The organism is Nocardioides sp. Z21_20, assembly GCF_059766585.1.
The window spans coordinates 657,008-676,663 of the sequence record NZ_JCBAJX010000001.1 but is presented as its reverse complement, the minus strand read 5'-3'; the positions used below and the strand labels follow the sequence as shown (position 1 = coordinate 676,663).

Genomic DNA, 19,656 nt, shown 5'->3' with positions numbered 1-19,656 from the left:
CATATATGATCTTTGGGATGAGCAGCCTGCCCGCACCGCCCTCCCCCACGCCCGGCCCGGCCACCGGCCCGCTCGCCGGGATCCGGGTCATCGACGCCTCGACGATCCTGGCCGGGCCGTTGGCCTGCCAGATCCTCGGCGACTTCGGCGCCGAGGTGATCAAGATCGAGCATCCGGTGGCCGGGGACGGGATGCGCGGGCACGGGCCCTCGCTGGACGGCAGCCCGATCTGGTGGTCGGAGATCTCGCGCAACAAACGGGCGATCGGGCTCAGCCTCTCCCGGCCCGAGGGCGCCGCACTGTTCCTGCGGCTGGCCGCGAGCGCCGACGTGGTGGTGGAGAACTTCCGGCCCGGCACGCTCGAGCGCTGGGGGGTCGGGCCCGAGGAGCTCCACGCGGCGAACCCCGGCCTGGTGCTGCTGCGGGTGACCGGCTTCGGTCAGAGCGGCCCGTACGCCGGGCGGGCGGGCTTCGGCACGCTCGCCGAGGCGATGAGCGGGTTCGCGCACCTGACCGGCGACGCCCAGGGGCCGCCGACGCTGCCGGCGTTCGGCCTGGCCGACTCGATCGCCGGCATCGCGGCCTCCTCCGCGGTCTCGATGGCGCTGCTCGAGCGCGCGAACAACGGCGGGCTCGGCCAGGTGATCGACCTGAGCCTGCTGGAGCCGATCATGGCCGCGGTCGGCCCCGGGCCCTCGGTCTACGGGCTCACCGGCGAGGTCGGCACCCGCCACGGCAACCGCTCCACCAACAACGCCCCCCGCAACGCCTACCGCACCAGCGACGGCCACTGGGTCGCGGTGTCGACCAGCGCCCAGGCCATCGCCGAGCTGGTGATGCACCTGGTCGGGCACCCCGAGGTCATCGAGGAGGCCTGGTTCGCCTCCGGCCACACCCGCGCCCTGCACGCCGACCTCCTCGACGGCTACGTCGGCGACTGGATCGCCGCCCGCACCCGCGACGAGGTGGTCACCGCGTTCACCGAGGCGGGCGCCGCCGTCGCCCCCGTCTACAGCGCCCGCGACGTCGTCGAGGACGAGCACGTGCGCGCCACCCGGATGCTCACCGAGGTCGACGACCCGGCGCTGGGCCCGGTGCTGCAGCACAACGTGATGTGGCGGATGTCGCGCACCCCCGGCCAGATCCGCTTCCCCGGACGCGCGCTCGGCGAGGACACCGACGCCGTCCTCACCGAGCTGGGCCTCAGCGCCGAGGAGCTCACCCGCCTACGCGACCAGGAGACGATCCGATGACCACCTCCCAGCTCCTCGACCTGGCCGCGGCCGGGCTGCGGCTGATCGACCTCGGCCGCCCGCTCACCGTCGGGATGCCGCAGTCGCCCAACCACCCGGCGTACTGGCACGCGCACCCGCGCCGGCACGGCGACATGGTGCGCGCCGACGGCGGCTCGGCGGCCAACGACATGATCTCGATGGGCACCCACGTCGGCACTCACGTCGACGCGCTGGTGCACGTCTCCCAGGACGGCCGGCTGCACGGCGGGCTGGACGCCCGGGATGCCCTGCAGGGCGGGCGCTACGTCGGGCTCGGCGCCCAGACGATCGAGCCGATGGTGCGCCGCGGCGTGCTGCTCGACGTGCCCGGCGCCCTGGGCGTCGGCCGGCTCGAGGCGGGGCGGGAGATCACCGTGGCCGACCTCGAGGCCACCGTCGCCGCGCAGGCCAGCCGGATCGGCGCCGGGGACGTGGTCCTGGTGCGCAGCGGCTGGGGCCAGCACTTCGACACCGGGGACCACGAGCTCTTCATGGGGCAGCGCTCGGGCGTCCCCGGTGTCGGCGAGGCCGGGGCGACCTGGCTGGCCGGCCAGGGCGTGCACGCCGCCGGCGCGGACACCATCGCCTTCGAGCGGCTCGCGCCGGGCGCCGGGCACGGCCTGCTGCCCGCGCACCGCGTGCTGCTGGTCGAGCACGGCATCTACATCATCGAGACGATGGATCTCGAGGAGCTCGCCCGCGAGGGCGTCCACGAGTTCCTCTTCGTGCTCTCCCCGCTGCCGCTCGTCGGCGCGACCGGCTCGCCGGCCCGGCCGCTCGCGGTGGTGTCCCGGTGAGCGCGCAGACGCTGGGCGAGCGGGTTGCCGACTTCGCGGTGACCGCGGCCACCCAGGGAGTCCCCGACGCCGTGTCGGCCAGCGTGCAGCAGCGCGTCCTGGACGTCCTCGGCCTCTGCGTCGCCGCGCACCGGCTGCCGACCAGCGCCGCGATCCTCGGCCACGTCACCGACCAGGGCGGGCACCCCCAGGCGACCGCCGTCGGGCTGAGCGGGCGGGTCACGGCCGCCCAGGCGGCGCTCGCCAACGGCGTGCTCGCGCACTCCCTGGACTACGACGACACCCATCTCCCCTCGGTGCTGCACCCGAGCGCCGGGGTCGTCCCCGCCGCGCTGGCGGCGGCCGAGCACTGCGGCGCCTCCGGCGAGCAGGTCGTCCGGGCGATCGCGGCCGGGCTCGAGGTCGCCGTCCGTCTCGGGATGGCCGGGTACGACGAGGAGCTCGGCAACTCGGTCTACTTCGAGCACGGCCAGCACGCCACCTCGATCACCGGCGCGATGGGCGCCGCGGTCGCTGCCTCGCTGGTCTACGGGGCCGACCGCGCCGGCGTGCTCGACGCGCTCGGGCTGACCGCGTCGATGGCCTCGGGGATCATTGAGGCCAACCGCACCGGCGGCACCGTGAAGCGGCTGCACTGCGGCCTGGCCGCGCAGTCCGGGGTCACCGCGGCCCAGCTGGTGCGCCGCGGGTTCACCGGGCCGCCGACCGTGCTCGAGGGCCGCTTCGGCTTCTTCGAGGCGTGGCTGCACGGGCAGTACCGCGCCGGCGCGGTCACCGACGGCCTGGGCAGCGACTGGTCGGTGCCGGGCATCTTCTTCAAGCCCTACCCGGCCAACCACTTCACGCACGCGGTGATCGACGCCGGTCTGGCGCTGCGGGCCCGGGGCGTCGCGCCGCAGGACGTCGGGTCGATCGTCGTCGGGGTGGCCCCCGCGGTGATCCGCACCGTCGGGGAGCCGATCGAGGTCAAGCGCGCACCCCAGACCGGGTACCAGGCGCAGTTCAGCGCGCCGTACGCGGTGACGGCGGGGCTGTTCGGGGGCGGCGGCCTCGGCCTCGGCCTCGACGACTTCACCGACGCGCTCGCCCAGGATCCGGCCCGCCGGGCCGTGATGGCGCGCGTCAGCGTGGTCCCCGACGAGCGGTGCGCGGCGATCTACCCGCACCAGTTCCCGGCCGTGGTCACGCTGCGCACCGTCTCGGGCGAAGTGCTCGTCGAGGAGGTGTTCGCCAACCGCGGCGGCCCGGCCCGCCCGCTGAGCGACGACGAGCTGTCCCGCAAGTTCACCGACAACGTCGCCGGGCGGCTCGCCCCGGAAGCGGCCGACGCGGTTCGCCGCGGCGTCCTCGCCCTGCGCACCGCGCGCGACCTGTCCGCCCTGCTGACCCCGCTGTCCACCCTCTCCACTCCCGAGGAGCACCTATGAGCGAGCTCGACCTGATCATCACCAACGTCTCGGTGGTCGTCCCCGGCCAGGCCGACCCGCAGCCGCTCGACATCGGCGTCAAGGACGGCACGATCGTCCGGCTCGAGGCCGGCCTCGCCGCGGCGTCCGGGGACCGGGCCGCCCGCGTGCTGGACGGCGGCGGCAAGGTGGCCTTCCCCGGGGTGGTCGACGCCCACCAGCACTGGGGCATCTACAACCCGCTCGCCGAGGACGCGGCCAGCGAGAGCCGCGCCTGCGCCCAGGGAGGCGTGACCACCGCGCTGACCTACATGCGCACCGGGCAGTACTACCTGAACAAGGGCGGCGCCTACGCCGACTTCTTCCCCGAGGTCCTCGCGCTGACCGAGGGCCGGGCGATGGTCGACTACGCCTACCACCTGGCGCCGATGAGCCGCGAGCACATCGAGGAGATCCCCGACCTGGTCGGCGAGCACGGCGTGACGTCGTTCAAGATCTTCATGTTCTACGGCGGGCACGGGCTGCACGGGCGCAGCACCGACCAGAGCTCCTTCCTGATGACACCCGAGGGCGAGCGCTACGACTACGCGCACTTCGAGTTCGTGATGCGCGGCATCCAGGCCGCGCGGGAGAAGTTCCCCGAGATCGCCGACCAGATCTCGCTGTCCCTGCACTGCGAGACGGCCGAGATCATGACGGCCTACACCCGGCTCGTGGAGGAGGACGGCACGCTGAGCGGCCTGCCCGCCTACAGCGCCTCCCGCCCGCCGCACTCGGAGGGCCTGGCGGTCACGATCGCGTCGTACCTGGCCCACGAGACCCAGCTGCCCACGATCAACCTGCTGCACCTGACCTCGCGCAAGGCCGTCGAGGCCGCGCTGCTGATGGCCGACGCGTTCCCGCACATCGACTTCCGCCGCGAGGTCACCGTGGGGCACCTGCTCGCCGACTGCGACACCGCGCACGGGGTGGGCGGCAAGGTGAACCCGCCGCTGCGCCCCCGCGAGGACGTCGAGGCGCTGTGGGCCTACCTGATCGACGGCAAGATCGACTGGGTGGTCTCCGACCACGCCTGCTGCCGCGAGGAGCTGAAGTTCGGCGAGCCCCGCGACGACGTCTTCCTGGCCAAGTCCGGGTTCGGCGGCGCGGAGTACCTGCTCGCCGGGATGGTCTCGGAGGGCTCCAGGCGCGGCGTGCCGCTGGGCAGGATCGCCGAGCTCACCGCGACCAACCCCGCGACCCGCTACGGGCTCGGCGCCACCAAGGGCGCCCTCGCCGTCGGCAAGGACGCCGACATCGCGCTGGTCGACACCACCGTCACCTGGACCGTGCGCGCCGAGGAGTCGGAGTCGACCCAGGAGTACACCCCGTTCGAGGGCGCCGAGCTCACCGCCAAGGTCACCGACACCTTCGTGCGCGGCCACCAGGTGATGGCCGCGGGCGTGGTCGGCGGCGACCCGGTCGGGCGCTACCTGCGCCGGCCGACGGCCTGAGGGAGCACTCGTGTCCCAGACCGACGTGGCTGCCGTCGCGCTCGCCCGGATCCCGGACGGCGCGCCCGTGCCGGAGGACTTCCGGCTGGTGCGCCTGCCCCGCTCGCCGCTGAGCGACGGCGAGGTGCGGATCGCGGTCCGGTGCCTGTCCCTGGACCCCTACCAACGCTCGACGCTGGGCGGCCGGCACCTCGGTGACGCCGCGGTCGGACCGGGCGACGTCCCGGGCGGCCGCGCGCTGGGTGAGGTCGTCGAGTCGCGGCACCCGGGGCTCGCGCTGGGTGCGCTGGTGCTCGCCGAGACCGGCTGGCGCGCCGAGGCGGTGGTGCCCGGCACCGCCGCGACACCGGTGGCGCTGCCCCCCGACGTGGCGCCGTCGCACGCGCTGGGCGCGCTGGGCATGCCGGGCCTCACCGCGTACGCCGCGCACGTGCGGCACCTGCGCCCGCGCGCCGGCGAGACCGTCGTGATCGGCTCCGCGACCGGCGGGGTCGGCGCCGTCGCCGGCGCGCTGGCGCGGCTCGCGGGCGCCCGCGTGGTCGGCATCGTCGGCTCCGCGGAGAAGGCCGAGCTCGCCACCTCACGCCTGGGCTACACCGCCGCCGTCCGGCGCGGGCCGGGCCTGGACGACGAGCTCACGCGCGCCTGCCCGGACGGGATCGACGCCTACCTGCACCTCGGTGACCAGGCCACCCTCGACGTGGTGATGGAGCGGCTCGTCGTCGGGTCCCGGGTGTCGCTGTGCGGGCTGATGGACCAGACCAACGGCAGCGCGCCGACCCGGCTCCGCGCGGGGGCGGTGATGGCGGCGCGGGCGGAGGTGCGCGGCATGGTCGTCTACGACCACGCCGACCTCGCGCCCGAGCATGCCGCGCGGGTCGGCGCCCTGCTCGCGAGCGGCGAGCTGGTCAGCGTCGAGGACCGTTACGCCGGGCTCGGGCGAGCGCCCGAGGCGTTCGCCCGACTGATGAGCGGGCGCAACGTCGGCAAGGTCCTCGTCGACGTGAGCTAGAGCCCGTAGCGGGCGAGCTTGTCGTCCTTGGCGCCGCGGGCGAACTTGCGGGCCATCCGGGCGGTGGTCAGCCAGGAGATCTCGTCCCCGTTCTTGGTGCTGGCCAGCATCCGGTCGACCAGGTACGGCGCGACGTCGTCCACGTGGTCGGTGAGGATGTTGAGCATCTTGCGCTGGCTGGAGACCGACTCGGGGCTGGTGGCGGCCTCGCGCAGCCAGCCGTCGGTGAGCAGGATGCCGGGGCGCACCTGCCCCACACGCACCGTCGTACCCCGCACCTCCTTGACCAGGGCCTTGGTGAACATGTCCAGCCCGCGCTTGGTCGCGGAGTAGACACCCATCCCGGGCCGCAGCGAGCCGTCGCTGCCGCCGCCGAGGACGTTGAAGACCCGACCGCCGCCGGCGGCCGTCATCTCGCGGACGGCGACCTGGGCGCCGTTGATGGTGCCGATCATGTTGGTGCCGACCATCGTCGCGACCTCGTCGGGGGTGGTCTCCACGATGGTGCGCATCGTGTAGGCGACGCCGGCGTTGTTGACCCACAGGTCGACGGCCCCGAACGCGGCGGTCGCCGCGTCCCACAGCGCCTGTACGGCGGCGGGGTCGGTCACGTCGGTGGGGACGCCGATGACCCGTGCGTTGCCGGCGGCCTCGGGCTGCAGCTTGCCGACCGCCTCGTCCACGGCCTGCTGACTGCGACCGGAGACGGCGACGTGGTGGCCTCGGCGGAGCAGCTCGCGTGACAGCGCGAAGCCGATCCCCTTGGTGCTGCCGGTGACGACGGCGTTCGTCGACGAGGTGGTCATACGGTCCTCCTGGGCTACTCGGACGAGACGGTGCCCCGGCCCTTCGAGGAAGGACCGGGGCACCGTCAGCGGATCAGTGGTTCAGCGGGTCAGCAGGCCGCCTTGGCCGCCTTGACCGCGGCCGCGTGCTTCGCCTTCTCCGACGCCAGCGTCTTCGAAGCGGCCTTCGCGCCGGACTGCGCCTTCTTCAGCGCGGTCTTGGCGGCCTTGAGCTGCTTCTTGGCCTTGGCCTTGGCGGCCTTCTTCTTGGCCTTCTTGACGGCCTGGTTCGCCTTCTTGACCTTGGCCTGGGCGTTCTTGACCACGGCCTGGGTGCTCTTGACCTTGGTCTCGGCAGCCTTGACCTTGGCCAGGGCGGACTTCACGTTGGCCTCGGCGGTGGTGCAGGCTGCCGAGGGTCCGACCTGGACGGTGCCCATGGCCTGGGCGGAGGTGAGCGCGCAGTCGATCGGAACAGCCATCTCCGCGTCGCCGAAGGTGACCGTCAGGGTCGCGGAACCCTTGGCCCCCGACATGCTGGCGGCGTGGTTGCCGGCGGCAGCCGGGGTGACGGCCGCGGTGCCCGTGCCGTTGATGGTGACGAACCCAGGCACGGGCTGCCCGATGGCATTCCCGGGCGCCAGGGTGCGCTCCCACGTGCTGAGCTGGACGTCGCCCGTGGCAGCGGCCGAGCCCACGGTGATCGCCGGCGTCACCTTGCCGGTGACCTTCTTCACCGGCGAGGTCTGCAGGTAGTCGGAGAACTCACGGCCCATGGTGAGCGTGGTGCTGACCGGGATGCTCAGCGCGGTACCGACCGTGCCGGTCGCGGGTGTCGTCGCGGTCGTCTCCAGCTTGGCCGGGTAGGAGCCCTTGCCGCCGAAGCCGCTCTCGCTCATGTCGATGGTGCAGACCGCGTTCATGTCGGCGAGCTGCAGCTCGTCGGCGAAGGAGACCTCGACCGGAGCGGTCAGCGAGCAGTCCTGAGCGGCTGCCGAGCCACCCGCCGCCTTGTCGACCTGGTAGGAGTAGCTCTTGATGCTGATGCTGCTCGGGCGCGAAGCGAGAGAGCCCTTGGCCTCCGGCATCTTCGTCGGCGTGCCGCCGATGAAGTCGGCCTTGTGCGAGCCGGTGAGAACGACGTCGGTCTCGTTGGCCGCCACGGTGAGCTTGTTCGAGATCGTCGCCCCCGGGAAGTTCACGAACTGCGCCGGCGCGCCGTTGGGCATGTCGCTGAGCTTGGCACTCAGCTGCGCTCCGCCGTTGCTGTGCGCGAGCGTGAGGGTGATGTTCGCGTTGTAGGTCGAGGTCTGCACGCCGGTGCCACAGCTGAAGTTGGCGGTCGTTGTCGACGTGACGACAGCGTTGGCGGGGGCCATGAGGGCCGGTACCGAGAGCACGCCCAGGGTCAGGGCTCCGGCAGACAGGCCGGCAAGCTTGCGAAAACGCATTAATCCTCCTCGGGGCGACCACACCACCACAAGGCGTGATCTACGTCTCATGGGAAGATATACGATATCGAGGGCTTGTCCAGCGTTTCCGGGAACGTCTGTGTTAATTCGCCGCGTCGGATGGGTTGGTACCGACGCCGGGCCCCGCAGGCGTACGTCGCCGGCGGCGCGGGCGGACGTGACGGCCGTGGGTGGCCGTAGGCAGGCGCCAGCGCAGCGCGCGCCGTACTCCCGGGACAAAAGTGGCCTCGTGGTGCCCCTGAGGTAGGGCCCGCCGTCAACTACTGATGTGGTCGGGCGAAACTTCGCCCGACAACATCAGGCTTCCCCGGCCGACCGGGGAAACCGACACCGCCCGAGCCGCCCGCAGGCCGTACGCCGCGAACGCGCCGCCGGTCAGCTCCGCACCCGCGCCAGGATCAGGCGCGCCTGCCGGACGACGGCCTCGTCGATGAAGCGGCCGTCGTCGTCGACCGCGCCACCCGAGCCCGCGAGCTCCCACCGCTCCACCAGGCGGCAGGCCGCGTCGACCTCCTCGGCTGACGGCGTGAAGACCTCGTTGGCGACGGCCACCTGCCCGGGGTGGATGCATGCCCGGCCGACGAAGCCGAGGCGGGCCAGCTCGACCGTCGAGGCCCGGAAGGCGTCGAGATCGCGGAAGTTCGTGGAGACCGGTGCGATCGGCGGCTTGATCCCCGCGGCGGCGGAGGCCAGGACGACGTGCGAGCGGGTGTAGAGCAGCTCCCGCTCATCGGGTCCGGGGGTGATCCCGACGTCGGCACGCAGGTCGGCCTCGCCGACCTGGAGACGCTGTACCCGCGGTGCCAGCCCGATCTCGCCGGCGCGCAGGACCGCCCGGGCGCTCTCCAGCAGCGGCACCACCCCCGCGGTCGAGCCGAGCGAGGCCAGCAGCCGGTCGAGGTCGACCAGCTCCTCGACGCTCTCGGTCTTGGCGAGGAGGAACCCGGTCAGCGCCGGGGCGCCCGCCATCGCCCGCACGTCCGCCTCGCGCAGCGCACCGGGGTTGACCCGCACCCAGACCCCGACGTTCTGCAGCACCGGCAGGTCGTGCAGCCAGATCCGGGTGAGGTCGCGGGCCCGGTCCTTGTCCTTGGGCGCGACGGCGTCCTCGAGGTCGACGATGACCTCGTCGGCGCCACGCTCGAGGATCCGCTCCAGCTTGTCCTCGGCGTGGCCGGGCACGTAGAGCGCCGAGCGGGCCAGGAAGTCGCGGTGCTCAGCCGACACGGGTCTCCCCCTTGATCAGCGACTTCGCCACGACGGTGCGCAGGATGTCGTTGGTGCCCTCGCCGATGCTCATCAGGATCGAGTCCCGGTAGAGCCGCTCGACCTCGAACTCGGTGGAGTAGCCGTAGCCGCCGTGCACCTTCATCGAGTCGATCGCGGCCTGGAGCGCCACCTCGGAACAGAAGATCTTCGCCATCGCGGTGGCGCCGTCGGCGCGACCGGTGCGCACGGCGTCCGCGGCCCAGTAGGCCATCAGCCGGGCGGCCTGGACCTGGGTGCCGAGCTCGCCGAGCTTGAGCTGGATCGCCTGGAAGTCCGAGATCGGCTTGCCGAAGGCCTTGCGCTCCTGGGCGTAGGCGAGCGCCTCGTCGTGCGCGCGCTGGGCGATGCCGACCGAGCGGGCCGCGATGTTGACCCGGCCCCACTCCAGCGCGGAGAGCACCTGCTGCATGCCGCGGCCCTCGACGCCGCCGACGAGCTGGGAGACCGGCACCTCGACGTTGTCGAGCAGGATCTCGCAGGACTCGGTGCCCTTGTAGCCGAGCTTGGGGATGTCCTTGGTGACCGCGAAGCCGGGGGTGCCGGCCTCGATCAGCAGCACGCTCATGCCCTTGTGGGCCGGCGAGGCGCTCGGGTCGGTCTTGACCAGCACCGGCAGTGGGTCGGCGTAGCGGGCGTTGGTGATCCACATCTTGGTGCCGTTGACGACGTAGTGGTCGCCCTCCAGGCGCGCGGTGGTGCGGATGCCCTGCAGGTCGGTGCCGGCGTCGGGCTCGGTGAGGCCGATGCCGGTACGGCGCTTGCCGGTGGCGAGGTCGGGCAGGTACTTCTGCTTCTGCTCCTCGGTGCCGTGCATCGAGATCAGCCGGCAGGACAGCGAGTGGCTGCCGAGGATGCCGGCGATGCCCATCCAGCCGCGCGCGATCTCCTCGAAGACCAGCGCGAAGGCGACCGGGTCGAGGTCGAGGCCGCCGTACTCCTCGGGGACGGTGATGCCGAACAGGCCCATCTCCTTCATGCCCTCGACGATCTCGGTCGGGTAGCGCCCGGCCTGCTCCCACTCGCGGGCGACCGGGACGATCTCCTTGTCGACGAACTGGCGCAGCAGCGCCTTGAACTCGCGCTGGTCCTCGTCGAGCGTGAAGTGCATCAGTGCTCCTCGGTGGTGTCGGGGGTGTAGTACGGCAGGGCCCGGCCGTCGGGGAGGTCGGCCCAGGCGACGGTGACCGCGTCGCCGATCCGCCAGCCGGCCTCACCCGGGACGGCCGGCTCGAGCCGGGTCAGCACGACCGGCCCTTCGCTCAGCCGCACCCGCGCGAGCGTGTACGGCGTCGCCAGCCCCGGGCGCGGCGCCCGGTGCACGACGGTGAAGGTGTCGACGGTCCCGGTGCCGGCGGCGTCGACCTGCCTCAGGTGCTCCATCGAGCCGCAGCCGGTGCACAGCGCGCGCGGCGGGTGCTGGACCCCGCCGCAGCCGGTGCACGACTGCACGGTGAGCCGGTGCTCGCCGGTGGCGGCCCAGTAGTCCGCGCTGGTCTCGTCGGCGGGCGGCACCTCGCCGGGCACCCACTCCGCGCTCATCGGTCGACCCCCAGGACCACGGTGGCGTGCGTCGAGAGGATGCCGCCGGTGCCGTGGGCGACCGCGATCTCGGCCCCGGGGACCTGACGCGCGCCGCACTCGCCGCGCAGCTGGCGGACCGCCTCGACGAGCAGCAGCACGCCGTACTGGCCCGGGTGGCAGTACGACAGCCCGCCGCCGTTGGTGTTCAGCGGGTGGCTGCCGCCGGGGCGGATCGTGCCGCCCTGGATGAAGTCCAGCGCCTCGCCCTCCCCGCAGAGCCCGAGCGCCTCGACGCTCAGGGCCGCGGTGATCGTGAAGGAGTCGTAGACCTCGGCCACGTCCACGTCGGCGGCGCCGATCCCGGCCCGCGCGTAGGCGTCCCGCACGGCGCCGCGGGCACCCGGCACGGCCAGGTCGGCCACCGCGGTGAACGAGGAGTTCGTGGTGCGCTCGCCGTAGCCGAGCACCTCGACCGGCTGCCTGGCCAGGTCGCGGGCCCGCTCCAGCGAGGTCACCACCACCGCTCCCCCGCCGTCGGTGACCAGGCAGCAGTCGGCAGCGGTCAGCGGCGAAGAGATCATCGTGGAGTCCACGACGTCGGAGACGCTGAGCGAGCCTTTGCCGTGACGGAACGCCTTGGGGTTGAGCAGCGCCCACTCCCGGGCCGCGATCGCGATCTCGGCGAGCTGCTCGCGGGTGCCGCCATAGCGGTGCAGGTAGGCCTGGGCCGCCATCGCGTAGTACGACAGCGGGTAGAGCATGTCGTAGGGCTCCTCGAACTGCGCCTCGGGGACCCACGGCTCGTGCACGCCGCCGAGGCGGCGCGAGCGGGCCGAGCGCTGGTTGGAGGCGAAGGAGATCACCACGACGTCGGCCTGCCCGGCCCCGATCGCCTGGGTGGCGCGGGCGAGGTACATCTCGAACGCGCTGCCGCCGGCGAACGTCGAGTCGGTCCAGGTGGGCACCACGCCGAGGTAGTCGGCCAGCTGGGTCGCGGAGAACCGCGAGATGCCGTTGGTGGCGATGCCGTCGACGTCGGCCAGGCTCAGCCCCGCGTCGGCCAGCGCGCGGGTGACCGCCTGGGTCTGCAGGGTGAGGATCGAGGAGCCGGTGACACCCAGGTCGCACTCCGCGGCGCCGACGATCGCGACACCGGTGCTCACCGGGCCCCCGGCCCGTCGGGGGTGCCGAGCAGCACCACCGCGCGGCACGGCGCCGCCGCCGCCCGGGCGTCGGTGCCGTCCTCGGCCACCACGACGACCCGCATCTCCACGACGATCCGGTCCTCGCCCACCTCGGTGACGGTGCCCGAGCAGCGCAGCCGCTCCCCGGCGAAGACCAGGTTGCGGAACGTGAAGCCGAGCTCGTGCACGAAGGACTGCGGGCCGAGCCAGTCCTGGAGCATCTCGACCAGCAGCGCGCCGTAGACCTGGCCGTCGACGATCGGGCCGGGCAGGCCCTTCGCCGCGACGTACGCCGTGTCGTAGTGCAGCTTGTGCCAGTCCCAGGTGGCGCCGGCGTAGGCGACCATGTCGGTCAGGGCGAGGGTGCGCTCGAGCACCGGCACGGCGTCGCCCACCGCGATCGCGGCGTGGTCGGCGGCCCGGCTCGGGAGGGTGTCGCTCATGGTTGCTTCTCCAGACCCACGAAGATGATCGTCTCGGCGTTCTCGGCGAGCAGCTCGCCGTCCTGGTTGGTGTACGCCGCGGTCGAGGCGACGACGAGCATCTCGTTGCCCGAGCCGGTGACCTTCTCGGTCACCGAGGTGATCCGCCAGGTCGCGGTGATCACGTCGTCGGGGCGGATCCGGCGGTGGAAGGTGTAGGCGTTGCCCCCGCGGACCTGCCGGGTGCCGGGGATCTCGAGGCCCCAGGTGTGCCCGGCGTAGCCCTCGTGGTCCATCGGCAGCGCGGCGTACTGGTTGGTCTCGCAGACCAGGGTCAGCGGCGCGGTCACCCCGCTCAGCCCCTGGGACCGGGCGTAGGCCGGGTCGCTGTAGAGCGGGTTGTCGTCGCCGATCGCGAGGCCGAAGTAGCGCCCGGCGGCGGCGCCGAGCGGCTCGGGCGCGGTGTAGACGGCGGTGCGGCCCTCGAGGGCGCGGACCTGGTCGGTGAGCAGCGTCATGCGCGGTCCTCGGGGTAGAGCGCGGTCGGGAAGACCTCGAGCAGGAACTCCGGGCGCAGCAGGCTGTGGCACAGCGCGCCGGTCGAGGCCGGCCACGGCGGGCCGAGGAGGCGCCGGCGGACCTCGGCGACCTCCCGGTAGTCGCCGACGGCGGAGGCCACGCAGTACTCGGTGGTCTCCAGCAGGTCGGCGGCGCCGAGGCCGGCGTGCTCGAGCAGCTGCAGGATCGCGCCGTACGTCGTCTCGGCCTGGGCGCCGAGGTCGTCGGCGTGCAGGGCCTGCTGGGTCTCCATGTCGAGGGCCGCGAAGCCGGACATGAACAGGGTCCGCCCGGCCTTGACGCCGGGCGCGTAGGTCAGGGTGTCGTAGCGGCTCCAGCCGGGGTTGACGATCTCGAGCGGGTGCCGCGACGCGGTGACGTCGATGGCGACCAGCGCACCCGGCGCGTGCAGCCGGCTCATCAGGATGCCACCGGCGCCGGGGTAGACGCCGCCCTCGTTGTTGCCGAGCAGCTCCTTGCGGACCCGGTGGGTGCCGCGGTAGACCGCCCGGGTCTCCGGCGTGGAGTAGTCGTAGGTGGTGACCGCGTGGCCGAGGCTCAGGCCGACGGCCTCCAGCATCGCGCCGGCCCGCTCGAGCACGTAGCGGTACTGCGCCACGAAGTCGCCGGGGGCGACCACGTCGCCGTGCGCGTCGATCGGGGTCACGGTCGGCAGGTAGACCACGCCGTCCTGTCCCTCGGTGATCGAGGAGGCCTGCCAGGTGCCTGCCTCGCGCGTCTCGGAGGCGACCCGCAGCTGCCGCCCGCCGCCCTTGACCGCGTGCAGCTCGACCTCGATCAGCGCGGCGCGACGCACCAGGCGCTCGACGACGACGGTGCGCACGGTGGGGCGCTCGCCGAGCAGCTCGCGGCGTACGCCGGCGGCGTCCTCGTAGGCGGGCAGGCCGGCGACGGTGACGTTCTCGCTGACCCGGGTGACGTCCTCGGGGCCGAGGCCGGCGGTGGCCAGGATCTCCAGGCACTTGGCATAGGCGATCCGCGCCTGCTGCTGCATCGTGCCCTGGACGGTCATCTTGCCGAGCGCGTCGTCGAGGCGCGCCGAGGTGTGCCCCGAGGTCCAGGCGCTGTCTCCCTCGCTGAGCCCCAGGGAGAAGGTGAAGCCCTCCTCGGGCAGCCACGCGAACTCGGCGGGCCTGATGGCGGACAGGGTCATGCGGGGGCCTCCTGGCGGGTGGGGGTCGGCTCGGCGGCGGCGGCCGCGGCCAGGGTGAGGATCTCGGTGAGGTCGGGGGCATCGCCCAGCGCGCGCACGGCCGCGGCGAGCTCACCGGCGAGTGCCCCGACGTTGCCCTCGAGCTTGGCGAGCAGGGCGTCCTCGGAGAGGGGGTGGGCGCCGCCGCCGGGGCTGCGCTCGAGGTGGGCGGCGACCCGGCGCCCGTCGGCGAGGCTCAGCACCACGTCGCCGGCGGCGTCGGCGGCAGCGACCCCGGCCACGTCCTCGGTGGGGCTGACGTCCCAGGTGACCCGCTGTGCCAGCACGCCGATCTCGGGGCGTTCGAGGTTGGCCGCGGTGTAGGTCTCGATGCTGACGCGGCCGTCGAGCAGCAGTGCCGCGACGCTCCACGGCAGGCTGAACTTGGCGGCGTACGGGCTCGCCGGACGGGCCAGGTCGCGCCCGCTCGCGCAGACCACGGAGGCGGAGTCCGGGTGCACCCGGGCGTGCAGGCCGACGATCTCGCCGGCGTCCGCGCCGGACCGGTCCAGGGCGAGCCGGGCGGCGGCCATGGTGACGTGGGCGAGCTGGCAGGTGGGCCAGGGCTTGATCCCGATCCGGGTGGTCTCCCAGTCCTGCGGGGCGTCGCCGCCCAGGTCGCGCAGGATGACCCCGGTGTCGACCGTGCCGGCGGCGAGCGCGGCGGGGGCGAGCGCGTCGTAGAGGCCGTGCGGGCCGTCGAAGACGGTGTGCGGCCCGGTCGCCCCGGCGGCCGCGAGGCGCGCGGCGAGGATGCCGGACTGCGAGGCGAAGCCCGGGTGCAGCTGCTTGGTGCTGGCGCCGGTGGCGAGGAAGGCGAGCAGGCCGCCGGCCTGGCTGCCGGCGATGCCGAGCGCGTGGGTGGTCGTCGCCGCGTCGAGCCCCATCAGCCGGGCGGCGACGGCGGCCGAGGAGAAGACCCCGGCGACCATGGTGGCGTGCAGGCCACCGGCGTGGAAGCCGTTCGGCGCGGCCGCCGCGACCCGGCAGGCGACCTCGTAGCCGACGACGGCCGCCTGGAGGATCTCCCGGCCACCGGCGCGGGCCTGCTCCCCCACCGCGAAGGCCGCCGGCAGCACGACCGCGGTCGCGTGCACCAGCCCCGCGGCGTGGGTGTCGTCGAAGTCGAGGGCGTGCACCAGGGTGCCGTTGGCCAGGGCGGCGGCGGGCGCCGAGAGCCGGGTCCGCGCCCCGAGCACGGTCGCCTCCGGGGGTCCGCCGAGGCCGGTGGCGACGGTGACGGCCGGGGCCGCGGCGCCGGCGCGCTGGCCGGCGACCGCGGCGCCGAGCCCGTCGAGCAGGTGGCGCAGGGCGGCCTGCTCGACCTCGGCCGGGATGTCGACCGGGCCGACCGCCCAGCCGGCCAGGGCGGGGGCGATCGTCACGTCTCGGCCCCGAAGGCCCCGGCCGCCTTCAGCTCGGCGATCCGGGCCGGGTCGTAGCCGGCGACCTCGCGCAGCACCTCGTCGAAGTGCTCGTTGCGCTGTGGGGCCCGCACGTAGTCGGGCGGCGCGTCGCCGACCCGGACCGGCGAGGCGAGCTGACGCACGGTGCCGTAGTGCGGGTGCTCGGTCTCGACGATCAGGTTGCGCTCGATCGTGTGCGGCTCCTTGAGCGCCGCCTCCACGTCGTTGATCGGCCCGCACGGGATCGAGGCCGGATAGAGCCGTGCCAGCCAGTGGTCGACGGACTCGGCGCGGAAGATCTCCTCGAGCAGGCCGGTCAGCTCGTCCTGGTTCTGCTGGCGCAGCGAGAAGGTCGCGAACCTGGAGTCGGGGGCGGCCCACTCGGGGTGGCCGATGACCTCGGCCAGCCGCACCCAGAACTTCTCCTTGGCGCAGCCCACGATGAACCAGCCGTCGGAGGCCTCGAAGGCCTGGAACGGCACCAGCGAGGGGTGCGCGGAGTGGCTGATCCGCCGCGGCGTGTACCCGGCGTTCATGTGCCAGGTGGCCGGGTAGGTCAGCATCGACATGGCCGTGTCGTAGAGGCTGACGTCGCAGTCCATCCCGACCCCGTCGCGGCGCGCGGAGTGCAGCCCGGCGAGCAGCGAGAGCGCGGCGACGTAGCCACCGGAGAAGTCGACCAGCGAGAGCCCCGACTTGGTCGGCGGCCCGTCCGGCTCGCCGGTGAGCTCCATCCAGCCGGCCAGCCCCTGGAGCACGTAGTCGTAGCCGGGCTCCTGCTTGCGCGGACCGGTCATCCCGAAGCCGGTCAGCGAGCAGCACACGATCGCCGGGTTCAGGTGCTTGAGCTGGTCGTAGGTGATGCCGATCTTCTCCGGCACGTCTCCGCGCAGGTTGGAGTAGACCGCGTCCGCGTTGCGGACCAGGTCCTCGAAGACCTCCCGGCCGGCGGCGGTCCTGATGTCCAGCGAGAGCGACTTCTTGTTGCGGTTGAACGTCTCGAAGAACAGCGAGTCCTCGCCGCTGAAGTACGGCGGCACGTAGCGCCCGACGTCGCCGCCGACGCCCGGGTCCTCGATCTTGATCACCTCGGCTCCGAGGTCGGCGAGGTGCACGCTGCCGAACGGACCGGCGCCGTACTGCTCGAGGGAGATGATGCGGACGTCCTGAAGCGGCTTCACGGCCGACCTCCTGTGAGGGTCTCGATGAGGCCGATGACCTCGTCCTGCCCGGCGCGGATCTGCGCCGGGCTCAGCCCGTGGGTGGGCGCGGAGAGCTTCACCGCGTCGGCGAGGCCGTGGTAGGCCGCGAGCTGCTCGGCGACCCGGTCCCGGTCGCCGTTGAGGGTCAGCGCATCGACCATGGCGGGGGTCACCGCCTCGGCGAGGTGCTCGGCGCCCCGGCCTGCGCGGAACGCGTCGATCACCGACTGCTGGGCCTCGCCCAGGCCATGGAAGGCGAAGAAGTCGGCGTAGGTGCGGACGCTGGCGTAGAAGCCGACGTGCCCGCGGACCCGCTCCAGCGCCTTGGCGGGGTCGGCGTCGACCGAGCAGCAGGCCGAGACCACCAGCTCGACGTCCTCGCGGCGGCGGCCCTCGACCTGGGCCAGGCCGGCCTCGATCTCGGGCAGGATCCGCTTCTCCAGGTACGCCGGGGAGCACAGCTCGTGGCTGATCCAGCCGTCGCCGATGCGGGCGGCCAGCCGGGTCATCGCCGGGCCCATCGCGGCGAGGTAGAGGGGGATCTCGCTGCGCTGCACCGGGTAGGGGCGCTGGTAGCCCCGGATCCGCATCGGCTCGAAGTCGCCGGCCAGGTCGATCTCCTCCCCGGTGGTGGCGCCGGCGACGAAGTGCCGGATGTTGCGCACCGTCTCGCTCAGGTGGGCGACCGGCCGGCCCCAGCGGGCGTGGTGCCAGTCCTCGTTGAGGCGCTGCACGCCGGTGCCCAGGCCCAGCACGAACCGTCCGCCGGACAGCTCGTCGAGGTCGAGGGCCTCCAGCGCGGTCACCATCGGGCTGCGGGTGAACGCCAGCGCGATCGCGGTGCCGACCTGGGCGGTGGTGGTGGCCTGTGCCACGGCCGCCGCCGCGACGGTGGCACTGCGGTGCAGCTCGGGCACCCACACCGCCTCGGCGCCGGCCAGCTCGGCCCGGCGGGCGGCGTCGGCCAGCTCGTCGAGCGTCTCGCCCCAGGGCGCGAAGGTGATCCGCATCGTCAACGCGCTCAGGCCTCGGCCAGCGCGGTGCCGTCGAGGAGGTCCCGCTTGCCCTCGGGGAAGATGCCCTCGAGCTGCTCGGCCCCCTGCTTGTAGACGTAGAACATCCGGCGGAACGAGCAGACCTCGTCGCCGTCCTGGTTCAGGGTGCGGGTCTTGACCGTGACGATGCCGGCGTGCGGGCGCTTGGCCGACTCGCGCTTCTCCAGCACCACCGACTCGCTGAAGAGGGTGTCGCCGGCGAAGACCGGGTGGGTCATCTTGATGTCGTCCCAGCCCAGGTTCGCGAAGGCGTTCTGGGTGAGGTCGGTGACGCTCTGGCCGACCGCGATGGCGACGGTCAGGGTCGAGACGACCAGCGGCTTTCCGAACTCCGACTTCGCGGCGTACGCGCTGTTGAAGTGCATCTGGTTGGTGTTCATCGTCAGCAGCGAGAACTGGATGTTGTCCGCCTCGGTCACGGTCCGCCCGAGCGGATGGCGGTAGATGTCGCCGATGGTGAAGTCCTCGAAGAACCGTCCCCGCCAGCCGGGCTGCACGCTCACTGTGATCCTCTCGTCGGGCTGTCACGGAGGTCGGCTGAGGCGACCTCCAGGTGTGGTGCTGCGCTGCGCAGCAGCAGGTCCGCGACCAGGTCGGGCCGGGTCAGCGGCGCGTCGTGCCCGGCGTCGAGGAGCTGGTACGGCGTGCCGCGCGCGTCGAGGCGGCGCCGGGTGGTGCCGCAGGGGTAGGCCGGGGGTGTGTCGGTGAAGAAGACGTAGGTCGCCGGGACCGTCGACTCCTCGCCCGAGGCGCGGTCCAGCGACGGGGCGAACGGGGTGGGCACCAGCCGCTGCTCGAGCCACGCCGCGGTGGCCTCGTCGAGGTCGCCTCGCGCGGGCTCGGGCCGGGGCATGATCAGCGCGTCACGGGCCGGCAGCAGGGCGCCGTCGGCGGGCGCCGGCGCGACGTCGACCGCGCGCTCGCCCGGGTCGGGCACCGCGGCGTCCAGGTAGACCAGGCGACGCAGCCGGCGCGGGGCGCGCACGGCGACCTCACGGACCACCACACCGCCCTGGCTGTGGCCCACCAGCACGACGTCGCGGAGGTCGTGGCCCTCGAGGAGCCCGACGATCTGGTCGGTCCAGGTCGCCAGCGCGGTGGCCGCGGCGTCCAGCGTGGGCGCGTGCGCCGCGTGGCCGGCGGCGAGCAGGCGTGGCACCACCCGGGACCAGGCCCAGCCCTCGCGGAACGCTCCGTGGACCAGCACGAAGGTGCTCATGGCGCGCCCTCGCGGTAGCCGGGCTCGTCCAGGACGACCTCGAGGTACTCGCGCGGGTAGGCCTCGTAGGGCTGCAGGTGCTCGTACATCGCGACGAGGTGCTCGGTGTAGCCCGGTCGGCGCGTGCACTCCTCGTAGTCAGCGACGGTCTCGAAGTAGCGCAGGTGGGTGAAGTGCGTGCGGTCCTCGACGCCGCGGACCAGGCGCCGGCCGCGGTAGCCGGGGTGGTCGGTGAAGAACCGACCGAACTCGCCGGAGAGCGCGACGTACGCCGCGGCGTGCTCCTCCCCGGGCTTGGTCCAGGCCTGGCTGACGACGACGAACATCGCTCGACCTCCTCGTCGCTCGGCAGGGCACGGACACAATCA

At 73.2% G+C, this 19,656-nt stretch carries 20 protein-coding genes; 5 read left to right on the top strand and 15 right to left on the bottom strand.

Features of this window, described 5'->3' with window-relative positions; genetic code table 11:
• The first annotated feature begins 17 nt into the window (after positions 1-17).
• From AC6EH9_RS03320 to AC6EH9_RS03300, 5 genes are read left to right on the top strand one after another with little or no spacing between them, the layout of a single operon-like run.
• Positions 18-1,253 (top strand): CaiB/BaiF CoA transferase family protein, encoded by a 1,236-nt coding sequence (locus tag AC6EH9_RS03320; protein ID WP_498420520.1) that lies wholly within the window; start codon positions 18-20, stop codon positions 1,251-1,253.
• Positions 1,250-2,071, top strand: a complete 822-nt coding sequence (locus AC6EH9_RS03315) for a cyclase family protein (RefSeq protein WP_498420518.1) — start codon at positions 1,250-1,252, stop codon at positions 2,069-2,071. Before AC6EH9_RS03320 ends, AC6EH9_RS03315 begins: the two co-directional genes overlap by 4 nt.
• Positions 2,068-3,498 (top strand): MmgE/PrpD family protein, encoded by a 1,431-nt coding sequence (locus AC6EH9_RS03310; protein ID WP_498420515.1) that lies wholly within the window; start codon positions 2,068-2,070, stop codon positions 3,496-3,498. Before AC6EH9_RS03315 ends, AC6EH9_RS03310 begins: the two co-directional genes overlap by 4 nt.
• Entirely contained in the window at positions 3,495-4,970 is a 1,476-nt protein-coding gene (locus tag AC6EH9_RS03305) for a dihydroorotase (RefSeq protein WP_498420513.1), read from the top strand. The genes AC6EH9_RS03310 and AC6EH9_RS03305 overlap by 4 nt, the downstream gene beginning before the upstream one ends.
• A 10-nt stretch (positions 4,971-4,980) precedes the next feature.
• Positions 4,981-5,982 (top strand): zinc-binding dehydrogenase, encoded by a 1,002-nt coding sequence (locus tag AC6EH9_RS03300; protein ID WP_498420511.1) that lies wholly within the window; start codon positions 4,981-4,983, stop codon positions 5,980-5,982.
• On the opposite strand, the gene AC6EH9_RS03295 is transcribed toward AC6EH9_RS03300, so the two are convergent.
• From AC6EH9_RS03295 to AC6EH9_RS03225, 15 genes are all read right to left on the bottom strand, one after another.
• Complete coding sequence (locus AC6EH9_RS03295; protein ID WP_498420509.1) at positions 5,979-6,788, bottom strand: SDR family oxidoreductase; 810 nt, start codon at positions 6,786-6,788, stop codon at positions 5,979-5,981. The genes AC6EH9_RS03300 and AC6EH9_RS03295 overlap by 4 nt on opposite strands.
• Before the next feature lie 89 nt (positions 6,789-6,877).
• Positions 6,878-8,218, bottom strand: coding sequence for a hypothetical protein (locus AC6EH9_RS03290; RefSeq protein ID WP_498420507.1), 1,341 nt, complete (start codon positions 8,216-8,218; stop codon positions 6,878-6,880).
• Positions 8,219-8,614: 396 nt separating this feature from the next.
• On the bottom strand, positions 8,615-9,466 hold the full coding sequence (locus AC6EH9_RS03285; protein WP_498420504.1) for an HpcH/HpaI aldolase/citrate lyase family protein: 852 nt from the start codon (positions 9,464-9,466) through the stop codon (positions 8,615-8,617).
• Entirely contained in the window at positions 9,456-10,616 is a 1,161-nt protein-coding gene (locus AC6EH9_RS03280; protein ID WP_498420502.1) for an acyl-CoA dehydrogenase family protein, read from the bottom strand. Before AC6EH9_RS03280 ends, AC6EH9_RS03285 begins: the two co-directional genes overlap by 11 nt.
• Positions 10,616-11,047, bottom strand: coding sequence for a Zn-ribbon domain-containing OB-fold protein (locus AC6EH9_RS03275; RefSeq protein WP_498420499.1), 432 nt, complete (start codon positions 11,045-11,047; stop codon positions 10,616-10,618). Before AC6EH9_RS03275 ends, AC6EH9_RS03280 begins: the two co-directional genes overlap by 1 nt.
• Positions 11,044-12,192 (bottom strand): acetyl-CoA acetyltransferase, encoded by a 1,149-nt coding sequence (locus AC6EH9_RS03270; RefSeq protein WP_498420497.1) that lies wholly within the window; start codon positions 12,190-12,192, stop codon positions 11,044-11,046. Before AC6EH9_RS03270 ends, AC6EH9_RS03275 begins: the two co-directional genes overlap by 4 nt.
• The gene (locus tag AC6EH9_RS03265) at positions 12,189-12,656 is read right to left on the bottom strand and encodes a MaoC/PaaZ C-terminal domain-containing protein (RefSeq protein WP_498420494.1); all 468 of its coding nucleotides are present in this window, start codon (positions 12,654-12,656) and stop codon (positions 12,189-12,191) included. The genes AC6EH9_RS03270 and AC6EH9_RS03265 overlap by 4 nt, the downstream gene beginning before the upstream one ends.
• On the bottom strand, positions 12,653-13,153 hold the full coding sequence (locus tag AC6EH9_RS03260; protein ID WP_498420492.1) for an FAS1-like dehydratase domain-containing protein: 501 nt from the start codon (positions 13,151-13,153) through the stop codon (positions 12,653-12,655). The genes AC6EH9_RS03265 and AC6EH9_RS03260 overlap by 4 nt, the downstream gene beginning before the upstream one ends.
• The gene (locus AC6EH9_RS03255; RefSeq protein WP_498420489.1) at positions 13,150-14,367 is read right to left on the bottom strand and encodes a Rid family hydrolase; all 1,218 of its coding nucleotides are present in this window, start codon (positions 14,365-14,367) and stop codon (positions 13,150-13,152) included. Before AC6EH9_RS03255 ends, AC6EH9_RS03260 begins: the two co-directional genes overlap by 4 nt.
• Positions 14,364-15,791, bottom strand: a complete 1,428-nt coding sequence (locus AC6EH9_RS03250; RefSeq protein WP_498420486.1) for an MmgE/PrpD family protein — start codon at positions 15,789-15,791, stop codon at positions 14,364-14,366. The genes AC6EH9_RS03255 and AC6EH9_RS03250 overlap by 4 nt, the downstream gene beginning before the upstream one ends.
• A complete protein-coding gene (locus tag AC6EH9_RS03245; RefSeq protein ID WP_498420483.1) occupies positions 15,788-16,993 on the bottom strand; it encodes a CaiB/BaiF CoA transferase family protein in 1,206 nt (401 codons plus the stop codon). Before AC6EH9_RS03245 ends, AC6EH9_RS03250 begins: the two co-directional genes overlap by 4 nt.
• The gene (locus tag AC6EH9_RS03240; protein WP_498420480.1) at positions 16,990-18,024 is read right to left on the bottom strand and encodes an LLM class flavin-dependent oxidoreductase; all 1,035 of its coding nucleotides are present in this window, start codon (positions 18,022-18,024) and stop codon (positions 16,990-16,992) included. Before AC6EH9_RS03240 ends, AC6EH9_RS03245 begins: the two co-directional genes overlap by 4 nt.
• An 11-nt stretch (positions 18,025-18,035) precedes the next feature.
• Positions 18,036-18,572, bottom strand: coding sequence for a MaoC family dehydratase (locus tag AC6EH9_RS03235; protein WP_498420477.1), 537 nt, complete (start codon positions 18,570-18,572; stop codon positions 18,036-18,038).
• Entirely contained in the window at positions 18,569-19,288 is a 720-nt protein-coding gene (locus AC6EH9_RS03230; RefSeq protein ID WP_498420475.1) for an alpha/beta fold hydrolase, read from the bottom strand. The genes AC6EH9_RS03235 and AC6EH9_RS03230 overlap by 4 nt, the downstream gene beginning before the upstream one ends.
• Entirely contained in the window at positions 19,285-19,614 is a 330-nt protein-coding gene (locus AC6EH9_RS03225; protein ID WP_498420472.1) for an antibiotic biosynthesis monooxygenase, read from the bottom strand. Before AC6EH9_RS03225 ends, AC6EH9_RS03230 begins: the two co-directional genes overlap by 4 nt.
• Positions 19,615-19,656: the final 42 nt, after the last annotated feature.